Source organism: Streptomyces sp. NPDC048277 (assembly GCF_040652235.1).
Taxonomy (GTDB): domain Bacteria; phylum Actinomycetota; class Actinomycetes; order Streptomycetales; family Streptomycetaceae; genus Streptomyces.
The window spans coordinates 19,777-37,881 of the sequence record NZ_JBEZLQ010000040.1; the positions used below are offsets into that span (position 1 = coordinate 19,777).

General features: G+C 73.1%; 12 protein-coding genes. 3 read left to right on the plus strand and 9 right to left on the minus strand.

Annotation, left to right across the window (positions count from 1 at the left end):
- Positions 1 to 13: 13 nt before the first annotated feature.
- Complete coding sequence (locus tag AB0D85_RS48055; RefSeq protein ID WP_362336532.1) at positions 14 to 1,072, plus strand: zinc-dependent alcohol dehydrogenase family protein; 1,059 nt, start codon at positions 14 to 16, stop codon at positions 1,070 to 1,072.
- Positions 1,073 to 1,082: 10 nt separating this feature from the next.
- Here AB0D85_RS48055 and AB0D85_RS48060 read toward each other — a convergent pair whose 3' ends face one another.
- Entirely contained in the window at positions 1,083 to 3,266 is a 2,184-nt protein-coding gene (locus AB0D85_RS48060; RefSeq protein ID WP_362336535.1) for a sigma-70 family RNA polymerase sigma factor, read from the minus strand.
- 179 nt (positions 3,267 to 3,445) lie between these two features.
- On the opposite strand from AB0D85_RS48060, the gene AB0D85_RS48065 reads away from it, so the two are divergent.
- Positions 3,446 to 6,202 carry a pectinesterase family protein gene (locus AB0D85_RS48065; protein ID WP_362336537.1) on the plus strand — a complete coding sequence of 919 codons (2,757 nt, stop codon included), beginning with the start codon at positions 3,446 to 3,448 and terminating at the stop codon, positions 6,200 to 6,202.
- 61 nt (positions 6,203 to 6,263) lie between these two features.
- On the opposite strand, the gene AB0D85_RS48070 is transcribed toward AB0D85_RS48065, so the two are convergent.
- Positions 6,264 to 6,665, minus strand: coding sequence for a hypothetical protein (locus tag AB0D85_RS48070; RefSeq protein WP_362336540.1), 402 nt, complete (start codon positions 6,663 to 6,665; stop codon positions 6,264 to 6,266).
- A 314-nt stretch (positions 6,666 to 6,979) separates the two neighbouring features.
- On the opposite strand from AB0D85_RS48070, the gene AB0D85_RS48075 reads away from it, so the two are divergent.
- Positions 6,980 to 8,026, plus strand: coding sequence for a helix-turn-helix domain-containing protein (locus AB0D85_RS48075; RefSeq protein ID WP_362336543.1), 1,047 nt, complete (start codon positions 6,980 to 6,982; stop codon positions 8,024 to 8,026).
- On the opposite strand, the gene AB0D85_RS48080 is transcribed toward AB0D85_RS48075, so the two are convergent.
- The 7 genes from AB0D85_RS48080 to AB0D85_RS48110 all read right to left on the minus strand — a co-directional run bounded on the left by AB0D85_RS48080 (position 8,002) and on the right by AB0D85_RS48110 (position 17,901).
- The gene (locus AB0D85_RS48080) at positions 8,002 to 12,714 is read right to left on the minus strand and encodes a DNA repair ATPase (RefSeq protein ID WP_362336546.1); all 4,713 of its coding nucleotides are present in this window, start codon (positions 12,712 to 12,714) and stop codon (positions 8,002 to 8,004) included. The two genes, AB0D85_RS48075 and AB0D85_RS48080, sit on opposite strands and share 25 nt — an antisense overlap.
- 109 nt (positions 12,715 to 12,823) lie before the next feature.
- Positions 12,824 to 14,824: an SPFH domain-containing protein gene (locus AB0D85_RS48085; protein ID WP_362336549.1), complete on the minus strand. Its 2,001-nt coding sequence runs from the start codon at positions 14,822 to 14,824 to the stop codon at positions 12,824 to 12,826.
- 62 nt (positions 14,825 to 14,886) lie between these two features.
- On the minus strand, positions 14,887 to 15,336 hold the full coding sequence (locus tag AB0D85_RS48090; protein ID WP_362336552.1) for a hypothetical protein: 450 nt from the start codon (positions 15,334 to 15,336) through the stop codon (positions 14,887 to 14,889).
- Between the two features lie 662 nt (positions 15,337 to 15,998).
- Entirely contained in the window at positions 15,999 to 16,253 is a 255-nt protein-coding gene (locus AB0D85_RS48095) for a hypothetical protein (protein ID WP_362336555.1), read from the minus strand.
- Entirely contained in the window at positions 16,250 to 16,387 is a 138-nt protein-coding gene (locus tag AB0D85_RS48100) for a hypothetical protein (protein ID WP_362336558.1), read from the minus strand. The genes AB0D85_RS48095 and AB0D85_RS48100 overlap by 4 nt, the downstream gene beginning before the upstream one ends.
- Positions 16,388 to 16,791: 404 nt before the next feature.
- Positions 16,792 to 17,292, minus strand: a complete 501-nt coding sequence (locus AB0D85_RS48105) for a DUF6114 domain-containing protein (protein ID WP_362336658.1) — start codon at positions 17,290 to 17,292, stop codon at positions 16,792 to 16,794.
- Between the two features lie 36 nt (positions 17,293 to 17,328).
- Complete coding sequence (locus AB0D85_RS48110) at positions 17,329 to 17,901, minus strand: DUF6230 family protein (protein ID WP_362336561.1); 573 nt, start codon at positions 17,899 to 17,901, stop codon at positions 17,329 to 17,331.
- Positions 17,902 to 18,105: the final 204 nt, after the last annotated feature.

An 18,105-nucleotide genomic window follows, 5' to 3' on the forward strand; every position in this document is an offset into this window, starting at 1 on the left:
CATGCCTCGATCCATGCGCGCGCTCGTGGCCGCGGGCGTCGGCGAACCCGCCGATGTGCTGCGGCTGGAAACCCGGCCCGTGCCCACACCGGACGCCGGTCAGGCGCTGATCCGGGTGCGGGCGACTCCGATTCACGCCAGTGATCTGCATGTGCTGCGCGGCCGCTACGGATTCTCCCCCGAGTTCCCCGCTGTCGGGGGTCACATGGAATGCGTGGGGACTGTCCAGGCCCTGGGGCCGGACACCGGGGGGCTGAAGATCGGCGACCGCGTGGTGGTCGCCGCCGTCCCGGCGGTGCCCGGGCCGCCCGTGGCCGGCACCTGGCAGGAATACCTGGTCGCCGATGCCCGACGGCTGCTGCCGGTCCCCGACCGGCTGAGCGACTCCAGCGCCTGTCAGCTCGCCGTCAACCCGTTGACCGCGCTGCTCCTCGTGACGCGCGAACTCGATGTCCGGCCCGGTGAATGGCTGCTGCAGACGGCCGCGGGCTCCACCGTCGGCCGGCTCGTCATCCAGCTGTGCGGGCATCTGGGCATCCGCACGATCAATGTCGTACGGCGACGCGCCGCCGTCGAGGAGATCAGGGCGTTCGGCGGTGACGAGGTCATCTGCACCGAGGACGAGGATCTGGTGCGGCGGGTGGCCGAGATCGCGGGACCGGCCGGCGTGCGCAAGGCCGTCGACTGCGTCGCGGGCCCCGTGGGCGCCCAGGTGTCCCAGTCCATGGCCCCGGGAGGAGAGCTCGTGGTCTACGGCGCGCTCTCCACCCACCGGCAGACCGATCCGGCGGCGCTGACGATCCCGCTGCAGGCACGCTCGGTCATCTACGGGACCAAGGCGGTCCGCGGCTTCTGGCTGAACCGCTGGTTCGGTACCGCCGCACCCGAGGACGCGCAGCGCGCGCTGGCCCGGGTGCGCGGTCTCGTCGCCGACGGCGTACTGGGCATCCCCCGGGGCCGCCCGTTCCCGCTCGAACGCTTCACGGAAGCAATCTCGCTCGCCGAAGCGCCCGCTCATGGCACCAAACCGCTCTTCGTCTTCGAGGACGACCGCGACACGGACGACGGGTAGGAGGCGCCGGTCAGGACATCCCGGCCCCGATCGCGGAGTCACGGGTGTTGCTCAGGAACGGCGTGGACGGCAGGCTTCCGTCCTGGCCGCGTGGGGCGGTCGTCTTCGAGGCGCCGGTGAGGCGCAGGTCCGTCGTCGTCCAGCCCTGCTGGTCCCAGGAGTTGCCGGTGTGCCGGGCCCGGGTGCCGAGCCACGAGTCGGGGTGGTTCGCCAGGGCGAGGTCGTACTGGAGCGTCGCGGCGGAGTTCACGAAGGCGAAGCCCGCCGCGCCGTTGCGGTAGGCCGTGTCACGGGTCAGCCGTGGCGCTCCCGCGCTGCCCACCTCGGTGAAGCCGAAGCCGGCGTTGTCCCAGGCGGCGCTGTCCGTGGCGGTCTGGGCGGTCCCGGCCGTCGCGGCGCCGCCGAGTTTGAATCCGCTGCCCCCGCCGGAGAAGTCCGCGATGCCCCAGCGGTTGACGCCGTTGCCGAACGACCAGGTGTGGTCGACGGTGACGGCACCGGTGAAGCTGCTGATGTCGATGCCGTCACCGGAGTTGTCGTAACTGCGGCATCCCTGGATCCGGTTGCCCGTGCCGGAGCCGTCCTGGAAGAGCAGACCGTCGGCGTATCCGCCCTTGGACCCGGACTCGTGGTTGTCGAAGAAGTCGCTGTCGAGCACCTGGTTGTCCTGTGTTCCGGTGCCGTTGAGCAGCAGTCCGATCCGGCCGTTGGCGTGGACGCTCAGGCGGGCGAAGACGTTGTCGTGGCAGGAGCCGCACGCGTAGGCGACATCGGGGGCGTTGACGATCTCCAGGCCCCGGACCGTCGTGTACGCGCCGCTCTGGGTGAGGAACCAGCTGCCGGACGGGAGCCGGGAGCCGTCGAACACGGGCCGTTCGTCACGGTAGTTGCTGACGGTGATACGACGGGCCGCCGTACCGGACGTCTTGAGGGTGACCGGGCCGGCCGGGCGGTAGGTGCCGCCGCGGAGGGCGACCGTCTGACCGGGGCGGGCCTCGGCGGCGGCCCGGGTCACCGTGGCGAACGGGCGGGCCAGGGTGCCGGGGTTGCCGTCGTTCCCGTCGGGGGCGACGTAGTAGTCGGCGGTCGCGACGCCGGAGTAGGTGCGGGCGGCCGCCGTCGGGGTGGCGGACGGCGCCGGCCGGGACGCCGAGGGGTGGGTGGCGCTCGCGGCCGGGGCCGGGGCCGGGCCGCGCGCCCCCGGAGTGGCGTGCGGGTGGGGGAGGTAGGAGTGGATCGCGAGGGTGGCGACGGCGGTCAGGGTCACCGTGGCGCCGACGACCGCGGCGGACTTGGCCGGGACCAGCCGGCCCACACCGTGGTGGAGGCCGTGCCACAGCGAGGACAGCAGGCCGTGGGCGGTGCCGTGCCGGGCGACCAGGGCCGGGATGCCCGCCGTGAGCCCGATGGGGACCGCCAGTCCGCCGAGCCGGATGGGCAGGTCGTCGACGGAGTTCCAGGAGCTGACCGCCGCCCGGCAGCGCGGGCAGTCCGTCACATGGCGGCCGAGCCTGGCCAGCACCCGCGCTCCGGGCGCGTCCGCCAGACCGGCCAGTTCCGGGCAGCGCGGCCGGGCCCGCCACGCGGTGAGCACGCCCATGGCGAGCTGGAGCTTGGCCTTCATCCGCTGGATGCGGACCGCGGTGTGCGCGACGCTCAGGTCCAGGGCGTCGGCGACCTCCTGGCGGCTCAGCTGGCCCGCGGCCTCCTGCCACCACAGGGCCATCGTCCGGCGCTGGTCGTCGTTGAGCCAGCGGCCGGCCTCCAGCAGATCGCTGCCCGCGCGCGCCAACGTCTGCCGGTCGACGGCGAGTTCGGTGAAGTCGGCGGAGGCGTCGGGGACGTCGTCCGCGTCGGGCAGCGCCTGCTGGCGGTGCAGGGCGGCCTTCTGCCGCCGTCCGTGGTCGTGCATCTGCCGGACCGCGATGGCCACGATCCAGGACCGGAACCGCTCGGGTTCCCGCAGCCGGGGGAGCGCCCGCAGCGCGCGCAGCATGGTCTCCTGGACGACGTCGTCGACGTCCGGGTGGCCCTGCAGGCCACGCCCGATCACGTTGTAGACCAGGGGCAGATACGCGTCGAACAGGGCCGCCTGGGCGTGGGGGTCACCGGCTCGGGCGGCGTTGACCAGGTCGGTTCCCGTCAGCCGCGCAGCCGTGCCGGCCGCCGGGGGCGGCGCCGAAGCCTTGCGCAAAGCATCCTCACAGAGTCATCGCGAAAAAGTCACCGCTCGGCGGAGGCGGTCATGATGGCACGCGGTGCCGGACGCGCCAAGGGCGGGCTGCCCGCGCGAAATCGGTGCGCGAAGACTTGTTATGGACTCCTGAGGTGGGCCGTCTCCGTCATGACAGCGGAGAAAGGAAACCGAACGGCATGTACCAAAGTCGCGGCAGACGGGCCCGGAGCAAGGCGCCCCGGTGGCGTATCGCGGCGCCGGCCGGAGTGGCGGTCCTCCTAGTCCTGGGCGGTGTCGCCACGGCGGCCACCGTCGCAACGAGCTCGGGCGACCAGGCGGCCGGCGTCAAGGCGGGCACGTACACCCTGAAGGTCGCCAGGAGCGGCCAGTGCATGGACCTCGTCGGGAGCGGCAAGTCCCCCGGCACGCTGGTCCAGCAGTGGGGCTGTGGCGCGGGGCAGAGCAACCAGCAGTGGACCCTGGTCGACCGGGGCTCGGGCAGGTTCGCCGTCAAGTCCGTGGCCAGCGGGCTGTGCCTGGACGTGCCCAGTGCCTCCACCGCCTCCGGGACGCGCCTCCAGCAGTGGGGCTGCGCGAGCGGCCAGGACAACCAGCTGTGGACGCTGAAGCAGGCCCGGGACGACACGTACCAGATCGTCAACGCGGGCAACGGCCTGTGCGTCAGCGACGCGGGGGCGAGCACCGCGGCCGGTGCCGCCGTCGTCCAGGAGACCTGCACCGCCAACAGCAACAAGCGCTGGACGCTGACCGCGGTCGGCGGCGCCTCCGGCACGGCGAGCAGCGCGCCCTCGGCGTCGCCCGCGGCGGCGGCCTCGGGTACGACCATCACGGTGGCGGCCGACGGCAGCGGTGACGTCCGCACCGTCCAGGCCGCGATCGACAAGGTCCCGGCGAACAACACCAAGCCGGTGACCATCGCCGTCAAGAAGGGCACCTACCGGGGCGTCTTCACGGTCCCGGGCAACAAGCCCTACGTCACGCTCAAGGGTCTGGGCGCCACCGCCTCCGACGTCGTGCTGGTGGAGAACCACGGGGCCTCCACCAAGAAGGCGGACGGGACGACGTACGGGACCTTCGGCAGCGCGACCGCGTTCGTCGACGGCCACGACTTCACGGCGTCGAACCTGACCATCTCCAACGACCTCGGCGCCGGGGGGACCACCGCCGTCAGCCAGGCGGTGGCGCTGAACCTGTCCGCCGACCGGGCGGTCCTCACGAACGTGCGGATCCTCGGCCTCCAGGACACCCTGCTGGTCAACGACTCCGCACGGGCCTACTTCCAGAAGTCCTACGTGGCCGGGACCGTCGACTTCATCTTCGGCGGCGGGACCGCGGTCTTCGACCGGTCCGAGATCCACCAGCTGGGCAGCGGCGGGTTCCTCACCGCCGCCAGCACGCCGACGACCCGCACGTACGGATACCTGTTCTACAAGTCGGACATCACGGGCGCCGGAAAGGCGGGCACGACCAACCTCGGCCGCCCGTGGCGGCAGGGCGCGCAGGTGACCTACCGCGAGTCCGCCATCGGGTCGTTCATCAACACCGCCCAGCCCTGGACGGACATGTCCGGCGCGACCTGGAAGAACGCCCGCTTCAGCGAGTACAGGAACACCGGTGCCGGCGCCACGGCCAACTCCAACCGGCCGCAGCTGAGCGACTCCCAGGCGGCGGCCTACACCCCGGAGAAGTACCTGGCCGGCTCGGACGGCTGGAACCCGATCGCCACGGCCACGGCCGCCGCCACCGCTTCCGCCACCACGGCGGGCACGACGTCCGGCACCGTCTGCAAGCCCACCGCCTACGGGGCGAAGGCCGACGGCACGACGAAGGACACCGCCGCCCTGCAGAAGGCGATCGACGCCTGCGCGGGCAAGGGCACCGTGGAGCTGACCAGCGGAAAGTACCTCTCGGGCCCGCTGACCCTGCGCAGCGACATGACCTTCGCCCTCGACTCCGGAGCGACCCTGCTCGCCTCGCAGAACGCCGCGGACTACGCCAACTCGGGAACGAAGCTCACCCCGCTGCTGTCCGCGGTGTCCGGCGCGAAGAACCTCACCGTCTCCGGCGCGGGCACCATCGACGGCCAGGGCGCTCCCTGGTGGTCCCTGATCAAGTCCGAGAAGGCGGCGGGCAAGGCGACGCTGTCGCCCCGGCCCGGCCTGATCGACATCGGTGACGCCTCCAACCTGAAGATCACCGGGATCACGCTGAAGAACGCCCCCAACGTCCACATCACCCTGAAGAAGGTCACCGGCGCCGCCATCGACAAGATCACGATCTCGTCGCCGGCGGACTCGCCCAACACCGACGGGATCGACGTCTGGTCGTCGTCCAAGGTCGCGGTGACCAACAGCACCATCGACGCGGGTGACGACGACATCGCCATCGACTCCTCGCCGCAGGGCGGACCGGCCCACGACATCTCCCTGAGCAACTGCATGATCCTGCACGGCCACGGGCTGTCCATCGGCAGCTACACCGGGGGCGGCGTCTACAACATCGACATCCACGACAACACCCTCAACGGCACCGGCACGGGCGTCCGGATCAAGACCGCGCGCGGGCGTGGCGGTGAGGTCCACGACATCACGTACAAGAACCTCAAGATGACGGACGTGACGGAGCCCATCCAGATCGTCGGCTACTACCCGACGATCCCCGCCGACGGCGAAGCCGCCCAGGCGATCACCAGCACCACTCCGAACTACCACGACATCACGATCTCCGGCATCACCGCGACCGGCGCCACCGATGCGGGCCGGATCGTCGGCGTCCCCGAGCGGCCCATCACCGGACTGACCCTGAGCTCGGTCTCGATCAGCTCCAAGACCGGCCTCACGGTCCGCAACGCCACCGTGAAGACCAGCTCCACCACGATCAAGCCCGCCTCGGGCCAGGCGTACCTCGTGCAGAGCAAGGCCACCGTCCAGTGACCCCGTGACACCACAAGGGGCCGGGACCGCGCTGCGGTCCCGGCCCCTTCGTGCGGTGGAGTCAGCGCGTCTGCGAGACCGCTTCACCCTGCTGGCGGCGGCTCGTGACCAGACCGCCCGCCGCGCCCAGGGAGACCAGACCCATGCAGGCCGCGCCGATGATGCCCTTCACCCCGTCCATGGCGAAGTACATGCCCACGGCGGCGGCGCCGTTGAAGAGGAACAGGAACCAGAGCGTGCCCGGGCGGCCCAGGAACGCCTTGATCTTCGGCTTCTTCGCGATCCGCGAGCCGGCGAGCAGCGCGACGACGCCTCCGACACCGGCGACGATGTTCTTCTGGTCGCCGTCGACGACGGCACCCGCGCCCGCGCTCGCGGCGAGACCGACGGCGAAGGTGCTCCACAGGAGGACGTCGGCGACGAACTTCTTGACGGCGGCGACGGGGGAGGTGACGGGCTTCACGGGGTTCACGGAAACGGCCTTCCAGGGGAGACGCAGGCGGGACGGAGCGGGATTTCCGGATCTCTTCGATCCGCTGTCCACGATTCCGTCCGGCGCCCTCCGCCACGAGGGAGCCGCCACCCGGACCCATGGTGTAGCGCACTACACCCATCGGGCTTCCCACCCTGGGCGGCCAGAAGCACGATCTTGCCCTCTCCGCAGGTGGAACGGGCCCTCCCTATGTCGGGTGCACGCCACTCGGCGTACGCTGACGCGTCGCTGACGTGGGGTGGGGGAGGAAAAGGGAGTTGGCTACTGTCGGAGCGGCCACGGGTATGTCTGCTTCGTCCGACGACGATGCCTGGGCGCTGCTGCTGGAGGACGTGGCGCGGAGCGGCCGGCGGCTACGGCGCGCGGAGCTGGAGTCGCTGCGCGAGTACGGCGACCGGGCCGCCGAGGAGGGGCGGGGGCTCGCCGAACTGGTCGACGAGCGGCTGTCCGTGACCGGCAGGGTCTGGGAGGGGCAGCCGGTCGACGCCGCGTCGATGACGGCGCTGCGGGCGGCGGTGGCCGCGCTCGCCGCGGGGCACGGGCGGGCGTACCGGGAGCGGCTGCACCGGGAGGAGGCCGGGCGGCGGGAGTTCGTCGCGGACCTGCTGAGCAGCCGCAGCGACCTGGGCCGGCTGGCCGAGCACGCCGAGCGCTTCGGGCTCAACCTCGCCTGCGCGCATGTCGTCGCGGTCGCCGAGGGCGACGGCTACGACCTGGAGGACCCGCTGGTACGGACGCTGGAGCGGCGGCTGCTCGGCCGCTTCGGCGAGCAGGAGATCCTGCTGGCCGTGAAGCACGGGCGGCTGGTGTGCATCGTGCCGTCCGGCCCCGGCGAGGCCGCGGCGGTCAGGGCGTTCGCGGAGCTGACCCAGGGTCGGCGGGTCGTCGTGGGCCGTCCGCACAGCGGGCCCGGCGGGGTCGTGCGCTCCTACGAGGAGGCCCGGAACGCGTTGGAGCACGCGGCCCAACTGGGGCTGCCCGGACCGTTGTTGCACGCGGCCGACCTGCTGGTCCTGCCGGTGCTGCTGCGCGACCGGGAGGCACTGGCGGAGCTGGTGCACGGGGTGCTGGGCCCGCTGCGGACGGCGCGCGGCGGGGCCCGGCCACTGCTGGAGACGCTGGCCGCGTACGCCGATTCGCGCTATGTCGCGGCGGAGGCGGCCCGGCACCTCGGGCTGAGCGTCCGCGCGCTGGCGTACCGCATCGCCCACGTCGTACGGCTCACGGGTCTCGATCCGGACGACGCGCTGCAGCGCTACACCCTGGAGACGGCGGTGTTCGGCGCACGGCTGCTGGGGTGGCCGGATCAGGATGGGCCGGAGGAGGGGTAGGCCGCGCACAACGCCTGCCAGCGGGCGCTCTGTCCGGGGGTGGCCCGCCCCCGGAGCAGGGCGAGTTTCAGCAGGTTGGCCTCGGCCGCGCTGCCCAGGGTCCGTGCCTCGGCGAGGTAGTGGTCGTCGAGCAGGGTCTCCACCTCGGCGTCGCTCTGCACGGGGTCGATCCGGGCGGCGAGCTGCGCCATGGTGCGGTACGAGCCCTGGAGCAGGAACGGCGGTTCGCGGCGGTCGGCGACCTCCTGGGCGGCGGAGGCGATGTAGGCGCGGTTGACGGCCAGGACCGTCCGCTGGACGGCGCGCAGCCGGGTGAGGGTGGCCAGCACCCGGTCCAAGTCCTCTACGGGGTGGCTGAGTTGGTCGGCCTGGGCACCCGGGTCACTGTCGGCGAGGGCGACCAGCAGGCGCAGGTCGGCCGGGTCGGCCCCGGCGAGCGGGGCGAGCACGGGGTTGGCGGCGAGGGCGTTCTCCAGGAAGGAGAGGGCGAACAGGTCCTCGTGCCCGCCGAGCACCTCGCCGAGGTTCCAGACGTCGGCACGGTTGGCGAGCATGTCGGGGATCTGGAAGCGGTGCCCGTTCGCGGTGTACGGGTTGCCCGCGAGGCAGACCGCGAAGCGGCGCCCGCGCAGGTCGAAGCTGCGGGCGACACCGTCGCCGACGGCCTCGATCCGGCGCTGCGCGTCGCACAACGGGACGAACTTCTGGAGGAGTTCGGCACAGACGTGCTGGATGTCGTCCAGGTACAGCAGCACGTTGCTGCCCGCCTCCAGCGCGAACACGATCTTCTCGACCTCGCGCCGGGCGGCCGCGTCGGGGGCGCGGCCGGGGTCGAGCGAGGTGGTGCCGGTGCCGAGCGCGGGGCCGTCGACGCGGACCATGAGCAGGCCGAGCCGGTCGGCGACGTACTCCAGCAGGGTCGTCTTGCCGTAGCCGGGCGGGGACAGGAGCAGCAGCAGGCCACTGCGGTCGGCCGGTCCCGTGGGATCGAGGGTGCCGAGCTGCCTGGCCAGGTTGTCGCCGACGAGGGGCAGGTAGACCCGGTCGATGAGCTGGTTGCGGACGAAGCCGGCGAGCGGCCGGGGCCGGTGGTCGTCCAGGCGCAGCCGGGCCCGCTCGGCGGCCAGGACGTCCGCGCGCCGCCGCTGGAAGGCGCGGAAGGCGGGGGCCCGCTCCTCCCGGAACACCCTGGCCCGGTACGGAAGTTCGTCGATGCGCACGGTCAGCCGGCCCTCGTGGACCCGCGGGTGGACGCCGAGGAGGCCGTCGACGGTCTCCGCGACGGACCCGGTGATCTCGTAACGCGGCAGCTCGGGAGCGCACAGCTGGGCCACCGCCTCCGGCACGCCCTCGCCCTCCGCGTGGGCGGTGGCGTACGACCCCAGCCAGGCGGCGGCGAGCTGGCGGCGCGCGGGCAGGTCGGCGCCGAGGGCGGCCAGGTCCGCGGTGAGGGCGGGGGCGGCGTCCGTGTGAAGGAAGCCGTCGAGGAGGGTGCGTACGGCGGTGCCGGTGGCGAATCCCTCGTGCGGGTCGGCGAGTTCGGCCACCAGGTACTCGCCCGCGCCTGCCGCAGGCGGCAGCCCGGCGGAGGCGGTGAACCCGGCCACCGCGGCGGAGAGTTCGGCCGCCAGCTCGGACCAGGCGGTCGCCGGTGCGGTGCCGGCGGGCCCGAAGCGGGTACGGGCCAGCGCCAGCGAGCGGGCACGGCGCCGCCAGGCGGCCCGCTGGGCGTCGGTCGGGGCGTGTGCCCAGAACAGCTGGGCGGTGGCGCGCACGTCGGCGGGGTGCTCCAGCAGACCCGCACCGGCCCGCAGCCGCAGCAGCGCGCCGAGGACGGCGGCGGCGTCGTGGTCGTGGACGCCGCGCTCGTAGCCCTCGTCGTAGGCGCTCTCGGCCGCGCGGCGGACCTGGTCGAGCAGCGGCTCCTCGGCGGTGGCCGTGGGGAGCAGCGAGGCGGCCAGATACTCGGCGCGGTAGAGCGCCGGCGACTCGCTGACCAGGGGCTGCGTCCAGAACTCGCGTCCGGACAGCAGCTCGGGGAGCTCGGCCGACCTGCGGTAACCCGTCCCGGTGACGGCGAAGGCGAGCCCGTCGCCGTCCGGCTGCAGGGTGAGTTCCACCGGTTCACGGCGGACGGCGAACCGGTGCCGCCCCAGCCGTACGGCGGCCCCGCCGTCCTCGGTCAGATCGGCCCGGTCGCGCAGCTCGCGCAGGGCGGTGCGGACGGCGTCGAGCAGGCCGTCCGCCAGCTCCTGGGCGCGCACCTGGTCGTCGAGGCCGCGCAGTTCCCCGGCGGCGGCCCGGACGCGCAGCGCCATCGGGTCGGCGGCGCGCGCGGCGTGGATGTCCGCCGCCGAGCCGAGCCCGGCGAGCCTGCGGCGCAGCGCCTCCAGGGCCCGCTGCGCGGAGGCGGCGACCCGGTCGGCGCGGGCGGCGGCCTCGTCCAGCAGGGTCTGGCGCCGGGCGGCGAACGCCTGCCGGATCTCCTCGCGGCGCAGGGCCAGGTCGGCGGCGAGGTCCTCGGCCTCGGCGAAACGGGCCTCCAGCGCGTCCAACCGCAGCAGCAGCCGGGCGAGTTGGTCGTCACAGGCGGCGGGGGAGCCGGCGGCGGCCAGGGCGGCGGTCGTCGCCTGGGCGAGCAGGGCCGACTCGGCGGCGTGGGCGGCGCGGTGCTCGGCGTCCAGCAGGACCCGGCGGCGGTTCGCGAGGACCGCGCGGGCGCGGTTGACCGCCGCCAGGACCTCGCCGACGGCCAGCAGCACGGCGGTCGTCGCGCTCGGATCGGCGGTGACCGTGCCGGTGACCAGGTCGGTGACGGTGGCCAGGGCGTCCGCCTGCTCGCCGAGGCCGTCGGCGAGCCGCTCCGCCTCGGCGGCGGTGCCCACCGAGGCGGCGTCCTCGGCGGTGCGCAGGGCGGCGGCGAGGGGAGCGGCGAAGGCGTCGGGACCGGCGAAGAACGCGAAGGCGCGCCCGGTCGCCGCCGTGAGCTCCTCGGCCAGGTCGGCCTCGATGCGGTCCAGCGCGGCCGTGTCGAGCTGCGGCAGCTCGCGCAGGGTGCGGGTACGGCCCTGGGCCCGGCGGAGTTCGGCGAGCAGCGCGGTCCAGCCGTCCGCGTCGGAGGGTGGTTCGCCACGGGAACGGCGCACCAGCCCGGCGGCCTCCTCGCGCGCCCGGTCCAGCTCCTGGGCGGCGCGGGCGGCGAGCTGCCGGATCCTGCCCTGCTCGGCGGCCAACTGCTCGGCGGCCTCCCGCAGTTCGGCCAGCGGTTCCAGCAGGCCGGTGTCGGCGAGCCAGTAGTGCCGGTCCGCCGCCTTGGCGCAGACGTCGAGGATCAGCTCCGGGGCGGCCGTGGCCGAGTTCTCCGGGGCGGCGGAGGCCGCCGTACGGACCACGTCCAGGCATTCGGCGATGCCGCGCACCAGGTCGGCGTTGCCGATCCGCTCCAGCGGGCCGTCGCCCACCGGCTGGGCGGCGGCGTACTCGGCGGACTGGAACGGGGTCTGCCACAGCTGGAGTTCGTGCGTGCGCACCGGCTCGCGGTCCGGTCTGAGCAGCACGAGGGTGCCGTCGGGAAGGAGGGTGTGCGCGGCCGCGTGCAGGGCGCTCGCGGCCTCCCGGCGGACGGTGTTCCAGGGCAGCAGCAGGACCTGGGAGCGGCCGGGGCGGCGCAGGACGTAGAGCAGGTCCTCGCCGTTGGGGGCGGGGAGTACGGCGTCGAAGTGCAGCTCGTCGTCGGCGGTACCGGTGTCGCCGCCGTCGTCGATGCGGAAGGCGCGGTGGGTGCCGTCCGCCAGCTCGTAGCCGCCGGGGAAGATCAGGCCCTGCTCGGCGGGGAGCAGCCGGGCGCCGCGGGCGAGCGAGTCCTGGCGGCTGACCGAGCCGGTACGGGTGTTGACGACCAGGTAGCGGTCGGCCGGTTCGTTGTAGGGGCGGATCCGCAGGAGCAGCAGCGGTCCGGTCATCGCGTAGCCGACCGTGGCGTCCGCGAGGCTCTGCAGCGGCTCGTCGACCGGCTCCCGGAACAGCGGGCGGTCGCCGGGGACGGCGTGGACGGTGAGGCTGCCGCCGGTGGTGGCGACCGACACGGCGCCCTCGCCGCCCTCGATCAGGATCCGGCCGCCCGCGTGGTTCTCGCGGCCGGTCGGCGTCCACGGCAGCTCGGAGGCGGACGGCTGCGGGAGGTCGCGTTCGCCGTGGTTGCCCAGGTACTCGACCCGGTCCGGCCCCGACCGCCAGCTCAGGACCCGTAGATCACCGTCGTTCTCACCGGTGCGGAACACCGCGAGCAGCCGCCCCGACGGCGTGCGCAGCAGATCGGCGAGGCGGGCGTCGCGGAAGTAGCGCAGGAGTTCGGCGAGGTCGCGGTGGAAACGGTCGTCGTCGAGCAGACCGGGGACGTGGTCCGGGGCCAGCGGCGAACCGTCCGGGGCGTGCAGCGACAGGAGACTGGCGGCGAGGTCGGGGGCGGAGGTCCCCAGGAGGAGGACGTCGGGGCGTACGGCGACGATGCCGCGGGCGGTTCCGTCGCCGGCGGTGCGGGGCTTCACCGAGCCGGTGAGCTCCAGTGGGCGTGAGCCGAAGGCCGCCTGTCGTCGGGAGTTCAACTCGGCGGTTCGGCAGGCGAGTTCCGCGGCGCGGTCGGTGAGGCGTGCTCGCAGGATCTGGTAGGTGCCGTTCTCGACGCCCATGGTTGCTCCTCGGTTGTCTGCGGCGCCGTCGTGGCTGGTCGCGCGCACGCGGCGGTAGCCGCATGTCAAATACAGCCCCGCGCCCCTTTCGGGGCGCTGACCCTCGCGCCTACTTCGCCGTACCGTTGGCAAGCTGTACTGGATCGCCGCTCAGTAGCTTCAGCAGCATGGCCAGGTTCCACGGGCCGCCCGCCGCCAAGCTGCGCAGCACCTCCGTCGCGTCCTCGCTGAAGCTCTTCTCTCCGCTCAGCCACTCCGCGGCCAGTGCCTGTACCGTCTCCGAGCCCTGTACCGCGCCGTCGACGGACTTGCCGAAGGACACCGCGCCGACCAGCCGTTCCAGGAAGACGCTGTCGCCGCCGACGATGTCGATGTCGGCGCTCTCCAGGCCGGCGGCCAGCACCGCCGCCTGCGCCTCGGCCACCGTCCGCTGGACCTCCAGCGCGGCCATCCTGACCTCCTTGTCGGCGGCCAGGCGCAGCCGGAACTCCTCGTGCGCCCGGGACACCTCGTCCAGCGCGGCCATCGCCGCCGCCTTCTCCTTGAGGCCGGCGGCCTCGCCCAGGAGCCGCTCGCGGATGCCCGCCGCCTCCGCGTTCGCCTTGCTCTCGGCGACGGCGGCCTCGGCCAGGCCGACCTTCTCGACGGCGGCCGCCTTCTCCTTCAGACCGGCCGCCTCGCCCTCCAACCGGGCCCGCACACCGGCCGCCTCGGCCAGGGCCTGGCGCTCCGCGACCTCGGCCTGGGCCAGACCGGCCGCCCCGGCCATGGCACGCTCGCCCTCCGCCCGGCGCACCTGGGCGGCGGCCTCCAGCTCCGCGCTCTTCTGCCCGGCCTCGGCCAGCACCAGCTGCTCCTTCGCCCGCAGATGCGCGGCCTGTTCGGCGGCCTCGGCCGCCTTGATGTCCTTGACCAGCTGCTCCTGCGCCTTGGCCTCGGCGGCGATGATGACCGTCTGCCGGCCGCGCTCGGCCTCCTGGACGACCCGGACCCGCTTGATCTCCTCCTCCTGCTCCGCGACCGTGCGCTCGACGGCGACCCGCTCGCGTACGACGTCGGCCACGCCCCGGCGCTCGACCTCGACCTGCTTCTCCTTCTCGGCGCGGGCGAGTTCCACCTCCCGCTCCCGGTTGACGACCTCCAGCAGCCGGTCCTTCTCGATGCGCTCGCCCTCCACCGCGAGGACCCGCTCCCGGTTCTTCTCGGCGACCGCGATCTCCCGCTGCTGGTTCTCCCGCTGCACGCCGAGGAGTTCCTCGGTCCGCAGCAGCGCGCTGTGCGCCTTGAGCCGCTCCTCCTCCTGGACCTGCGCGGTGGCCGCCTCCTCCTGGGCCCGCAGGGTCTCGATGCCCTTGCGCTGCCGGATCTCCGCCTCCGCGCGCCGCCGTTCCAGCTCCAGTACGGCCTCGCGCGCGTCCACGTCCTGGCGGGTGATCTCCATCTCCTCGTTGCGCTGGAAGTCGTTGGTGCGGATGTGCTCGAGGGCGGTGAGCTCGGTGATCTTCCGGATGCCCTGGGCGTCGAGGATGTTGGACGCGTCGAGCTGCTCCAGCGGGGTCTGTTCGAGGTGGTCGATCGCCGCGTCCTCGAGGTGGTAGCCGTTCAGGTCGGTGCCGATGGCCGCGACGATCCGGTCCCTGAACTCCTCGCGCTTGGTGTAGAGGTCGGCGAAGTCGAGCTGCTTGCCGACCGTCCGCAGGGCCTCGGCGAACTTCGCGCTGAACAGGTTCTGCAGGGTCTCCTGGTGGCTGGCCCGCTCGGTGCCGATGGCCTGGGCCACCTTGATGACGTCCTCCACGGTCTTGTTGACCCGAACGAAGAACGTGATCTGGATGTCGGCGCGGATGTTGTCCCGGCAGATCATGCCCTCGCGGCCGGTCCGGGTGATCTCGATGGTCTTCACCGAGATGTCCATGACCTCCGCGCGGTGCAGCATGGGCAGCACCAGGGCCCCGGTGAAGGTGACGTCGACGCTCTTGGGCCTGGAGACGATCAGGGCCTCGCCCTGGACCACCTTGCGGAACAGCCGGCCGAAGAGCAGCAGCGTGCCCAGGCCGATGAGCAGCAGGACGGCGACGAGCACACCGATTCCGATGGTGACGACAGACATGGCGGTTCCCTTGGACGACCTTGCCGTGGATGTGTGAGTGGAACGGGACTGCTCGGGCGGGGTCAGCCCGTGACCGGCGGGGCGGGCATGACCCAGAAGAACTCGCCCTCGGCGTCGTAGTCGTAGATGAGTGCCGACGCCCCGGCGCGCAGTTCGCCGCCCGGCCCGGCCACGTCGTCGTGGCTCTGGCGGACCTGGATCGTCGCGGCGGAGCCGTCGACGGCGTGCACCTCGGCCTGCCCGAAGTCGGGGCCGACCCGTCCGGTGCGGATGACGCAGCCGAGGCCGACGAAGTCCCGGCGTGACGGCGGCGGGGCGGGGGCGGGCGTCAGCCGCCGCAGCGGCCAGGCAAGCACCCGCGCCCCCGCCCATCCGCCGGCCAGGGCGACCGGCAGCAGGGCCCCGTGATCCCCACTGCCGACCAGCACCCGGCCGGTCAGCGCGCTGAACCAGGCGAAGGCGACCACGAGCGACACCGCCACGGTGACCGGCACCCCGCCCAGCCCCACCACCCGCCGCAGCCCCCCGAGCCCGCGACGCCCCCCACCGCGCCCGTGGCCGTGCCGCCCGGTACGGGACGCGTGGCCGCGCTGCCCTGCGGTCGACCCGTGGGCGTGCTGTCCAGCGCCGTATGCGTGGCCGTCTTGCCCTGCGCCCGGACCATGGCCGTGCTGCCCGGTACCGGATGCCTGGCCGTGCTGTCCCACGCCCGGCCCGTGGCCGTTTTGCCCTGCGCCCGATCCATGGCCGTGCTGCCCTGCGCCCGGCCCGTGGGCCTGCTGCCCGCTGACGTATGCGTGGCCGTGTTGCGCCGCGCCGTATGCGTGGACGTGCTGCCCCGCGCCGGGCGCATGGCCCTGATGTCCCGCGCCCGGCCCGTGGCCGTGATGTCCCCCGCCGACTCCATGGCCGTGATGTCCCCCGCGCGCCCCGTGAAAGTGGGCGCCTCCCAGGAGTACCAGCAGCCAGTAGCCCGCCACCACGACGAGCGCGAAGGTGAAGACCACGGTCGGATACGCCGTGACCGCCCCCAGAAAGTCCCCCACCGTGCTCGCCCGCCCCCCGGATCCCCCGACGGCCACGCTTCGTGTGCCGCAGGCGCAAGGGTGACATCGCGGCAACGGCCACACAGTGCGTGATCCCGGAAGTCTCGGCGCCCCTTTCATGTCCCGGATCAGCTCACACGGACGTCGGTCGAGGACGCCGCGGAGGGGAGGGCGGTCAGCCGTCGGTCCGGGGGTGACCCGGGTCTTCTCCGGGCCGGTGTCCACGCGTGCCGTCCGGGGAGTGGTGTGCGGTGGTCGGGCAGCAGGGGCTGGGCGCGGAGGGCCGACTTCAGGAAGAAGCGGACGGTGCGCTCGCGCCCGGGGCTCATCCAGCCGATGCGGTGCAGCCGGCAGACCCGCTCGCCGGCGAGACAGCGGGTCACGTCCCTGCCGAAGGCCCGGCGAACTCGGTCATCGCGTTCCAGTCCTCGGAGAACGCCTCGTCGGCCAGGGGCCCGGACTCACGCTCCAGGAGGCGGAACAGGGTCTGTGCCCAGCGGTGCCAGGCGATCTTCATGGGCTCGCTCGTGCCGGGCAGGCCCAGTGAGGTCTGCAGGCGGTCGCCGAACGTGGCCAGCAGGACCAGGGGATAGACGAAGTCGTCGACGGCGTCGAGGTTTCCGGGCAGGTGCGGTCCTGCGGCCCTCCGCGCTGGACAGGCCGTCCACCATCCAGGCCATCAGGAAGTCGTTCCCGTCCTGGAAACCCCGGTGGGGCCGCGTCTCCAGCTTCTCGGTGTGGGCCAGGGTGGCGGCGGTCGTACTCGGCTGCATCATGCGCATCGTGCCCGGATAGATCATCATCGCCAGGGCGAACTCTGTCCTGGAGCCCCCTGTCCTGGAGCCATGGAGAAGAGGACGTCGGGCCCCGGCCTCCCGATGCCAGGGCACTCCGTGACGTGCGTCATATCTGCGGGTGTGGTCAGTCGACGTGTCGGCTGTCTTCCGGCGGCGTGGCCGTGGAGGTGTGGATCGCCTCCGCCGTCGGCGGCTCCGCGGGCGGGGGTGGCGGGGGCGGCATCCAGGAGCAGGCCAGGGCGCCGCCGGTCAGGCCGGTGAGCACGCCGAGGAAGAGGCCGCCGAGGTTCGCTACGGGGAAGGAGACGAGGGCGAGCAGGAGGGTGGCGATCCCGGCGAACACGCGCTGGTGGGGGCGGTACCAGAGGCTGAGCCCCAGAACGACGAGGAGGACCCCGATGACCAGGGATCCGGCACCGGAGGTGGTCGACAGGGCCAGCGGCAGGCCGCCCAGGTCCAGGTGCGCGTAGGGCCAGTACAGGATGGGCAGACCCGCGGTCATGGTGAAGAGCCCGGCCCAGAAGGGCCGTTCACCCCGCCAGGTGCGGAAGCGGGCCCGGGCGTGGGCCGCCGCGGCGCGCGGCCGGGGTCGCGGTCGGGGTCGGCTGCCGGGGAAGAAGGTGATCACGTGTCTGGCGTCCTGATCGGCGGTGCGGCGGGGTCAGAAGCAGTCGTGGCGGCCCGGCTCGATCCGCACCCGCAGCCCGGGAATGCTGAACGTGCCGGCGGAGACCGCGACCGCGGTCACGCGCACGTCGGTCAGCGTGACCGTTTCGGCCTGCTGCCCGAAGCCGCTGGGGTCGAAGGACCGTGAGTGCCTGTCGCCCGGATCGATGGGGCCCTTGGTGATCTCGCCCTGGGCGATACCGGCGTCGAGGTTCCTGAAGAGCGACCCGCCGGCCGATTCGGAGACCGAGTCGATGAACAGGTTCGACGCCTCGGCCGGGCTGTCGTCTCCGCCGTCGAGTCGCAGGGTCTGCGTGCCCAGCACGGGCACGTCGACCCGTACGGACTGGCAGAGAGCGCTGATCCTCGCCTGGCGGGCCCCGGTGACGAACACCGGCACGTGTTCGCCCTTCTTGGAGACGTCCACCATGCTGTAGAGGCTGAATCCGTTGATGGTGAAGCGGTCCGCGGCGATCTGGAACCGCTGTCCGGAGATGAGGAACGAGGCGGCCAGCACCCCCTGCGACATGGCGATCCCGAGAGTGGCGCAGACAGCGAGACTCGGCACCAGGATCAGGGCGAAACGTCGCCAACGGGTTCGGCCGGAGCGGCACGCCATCCCGGCTCCTTAGGTCGTGGAGTACACCCCCTGGTCCCGGATCCTAGGCTTCTTGCTCCGGCGACCGGCTGCACGCTGTGGCCGCCGAACGGGTGATACGACCTTCCCGGTCTTCCCGGTCCGGCTTGCCCGCCCGTTGCTTGCCGGGCGGGC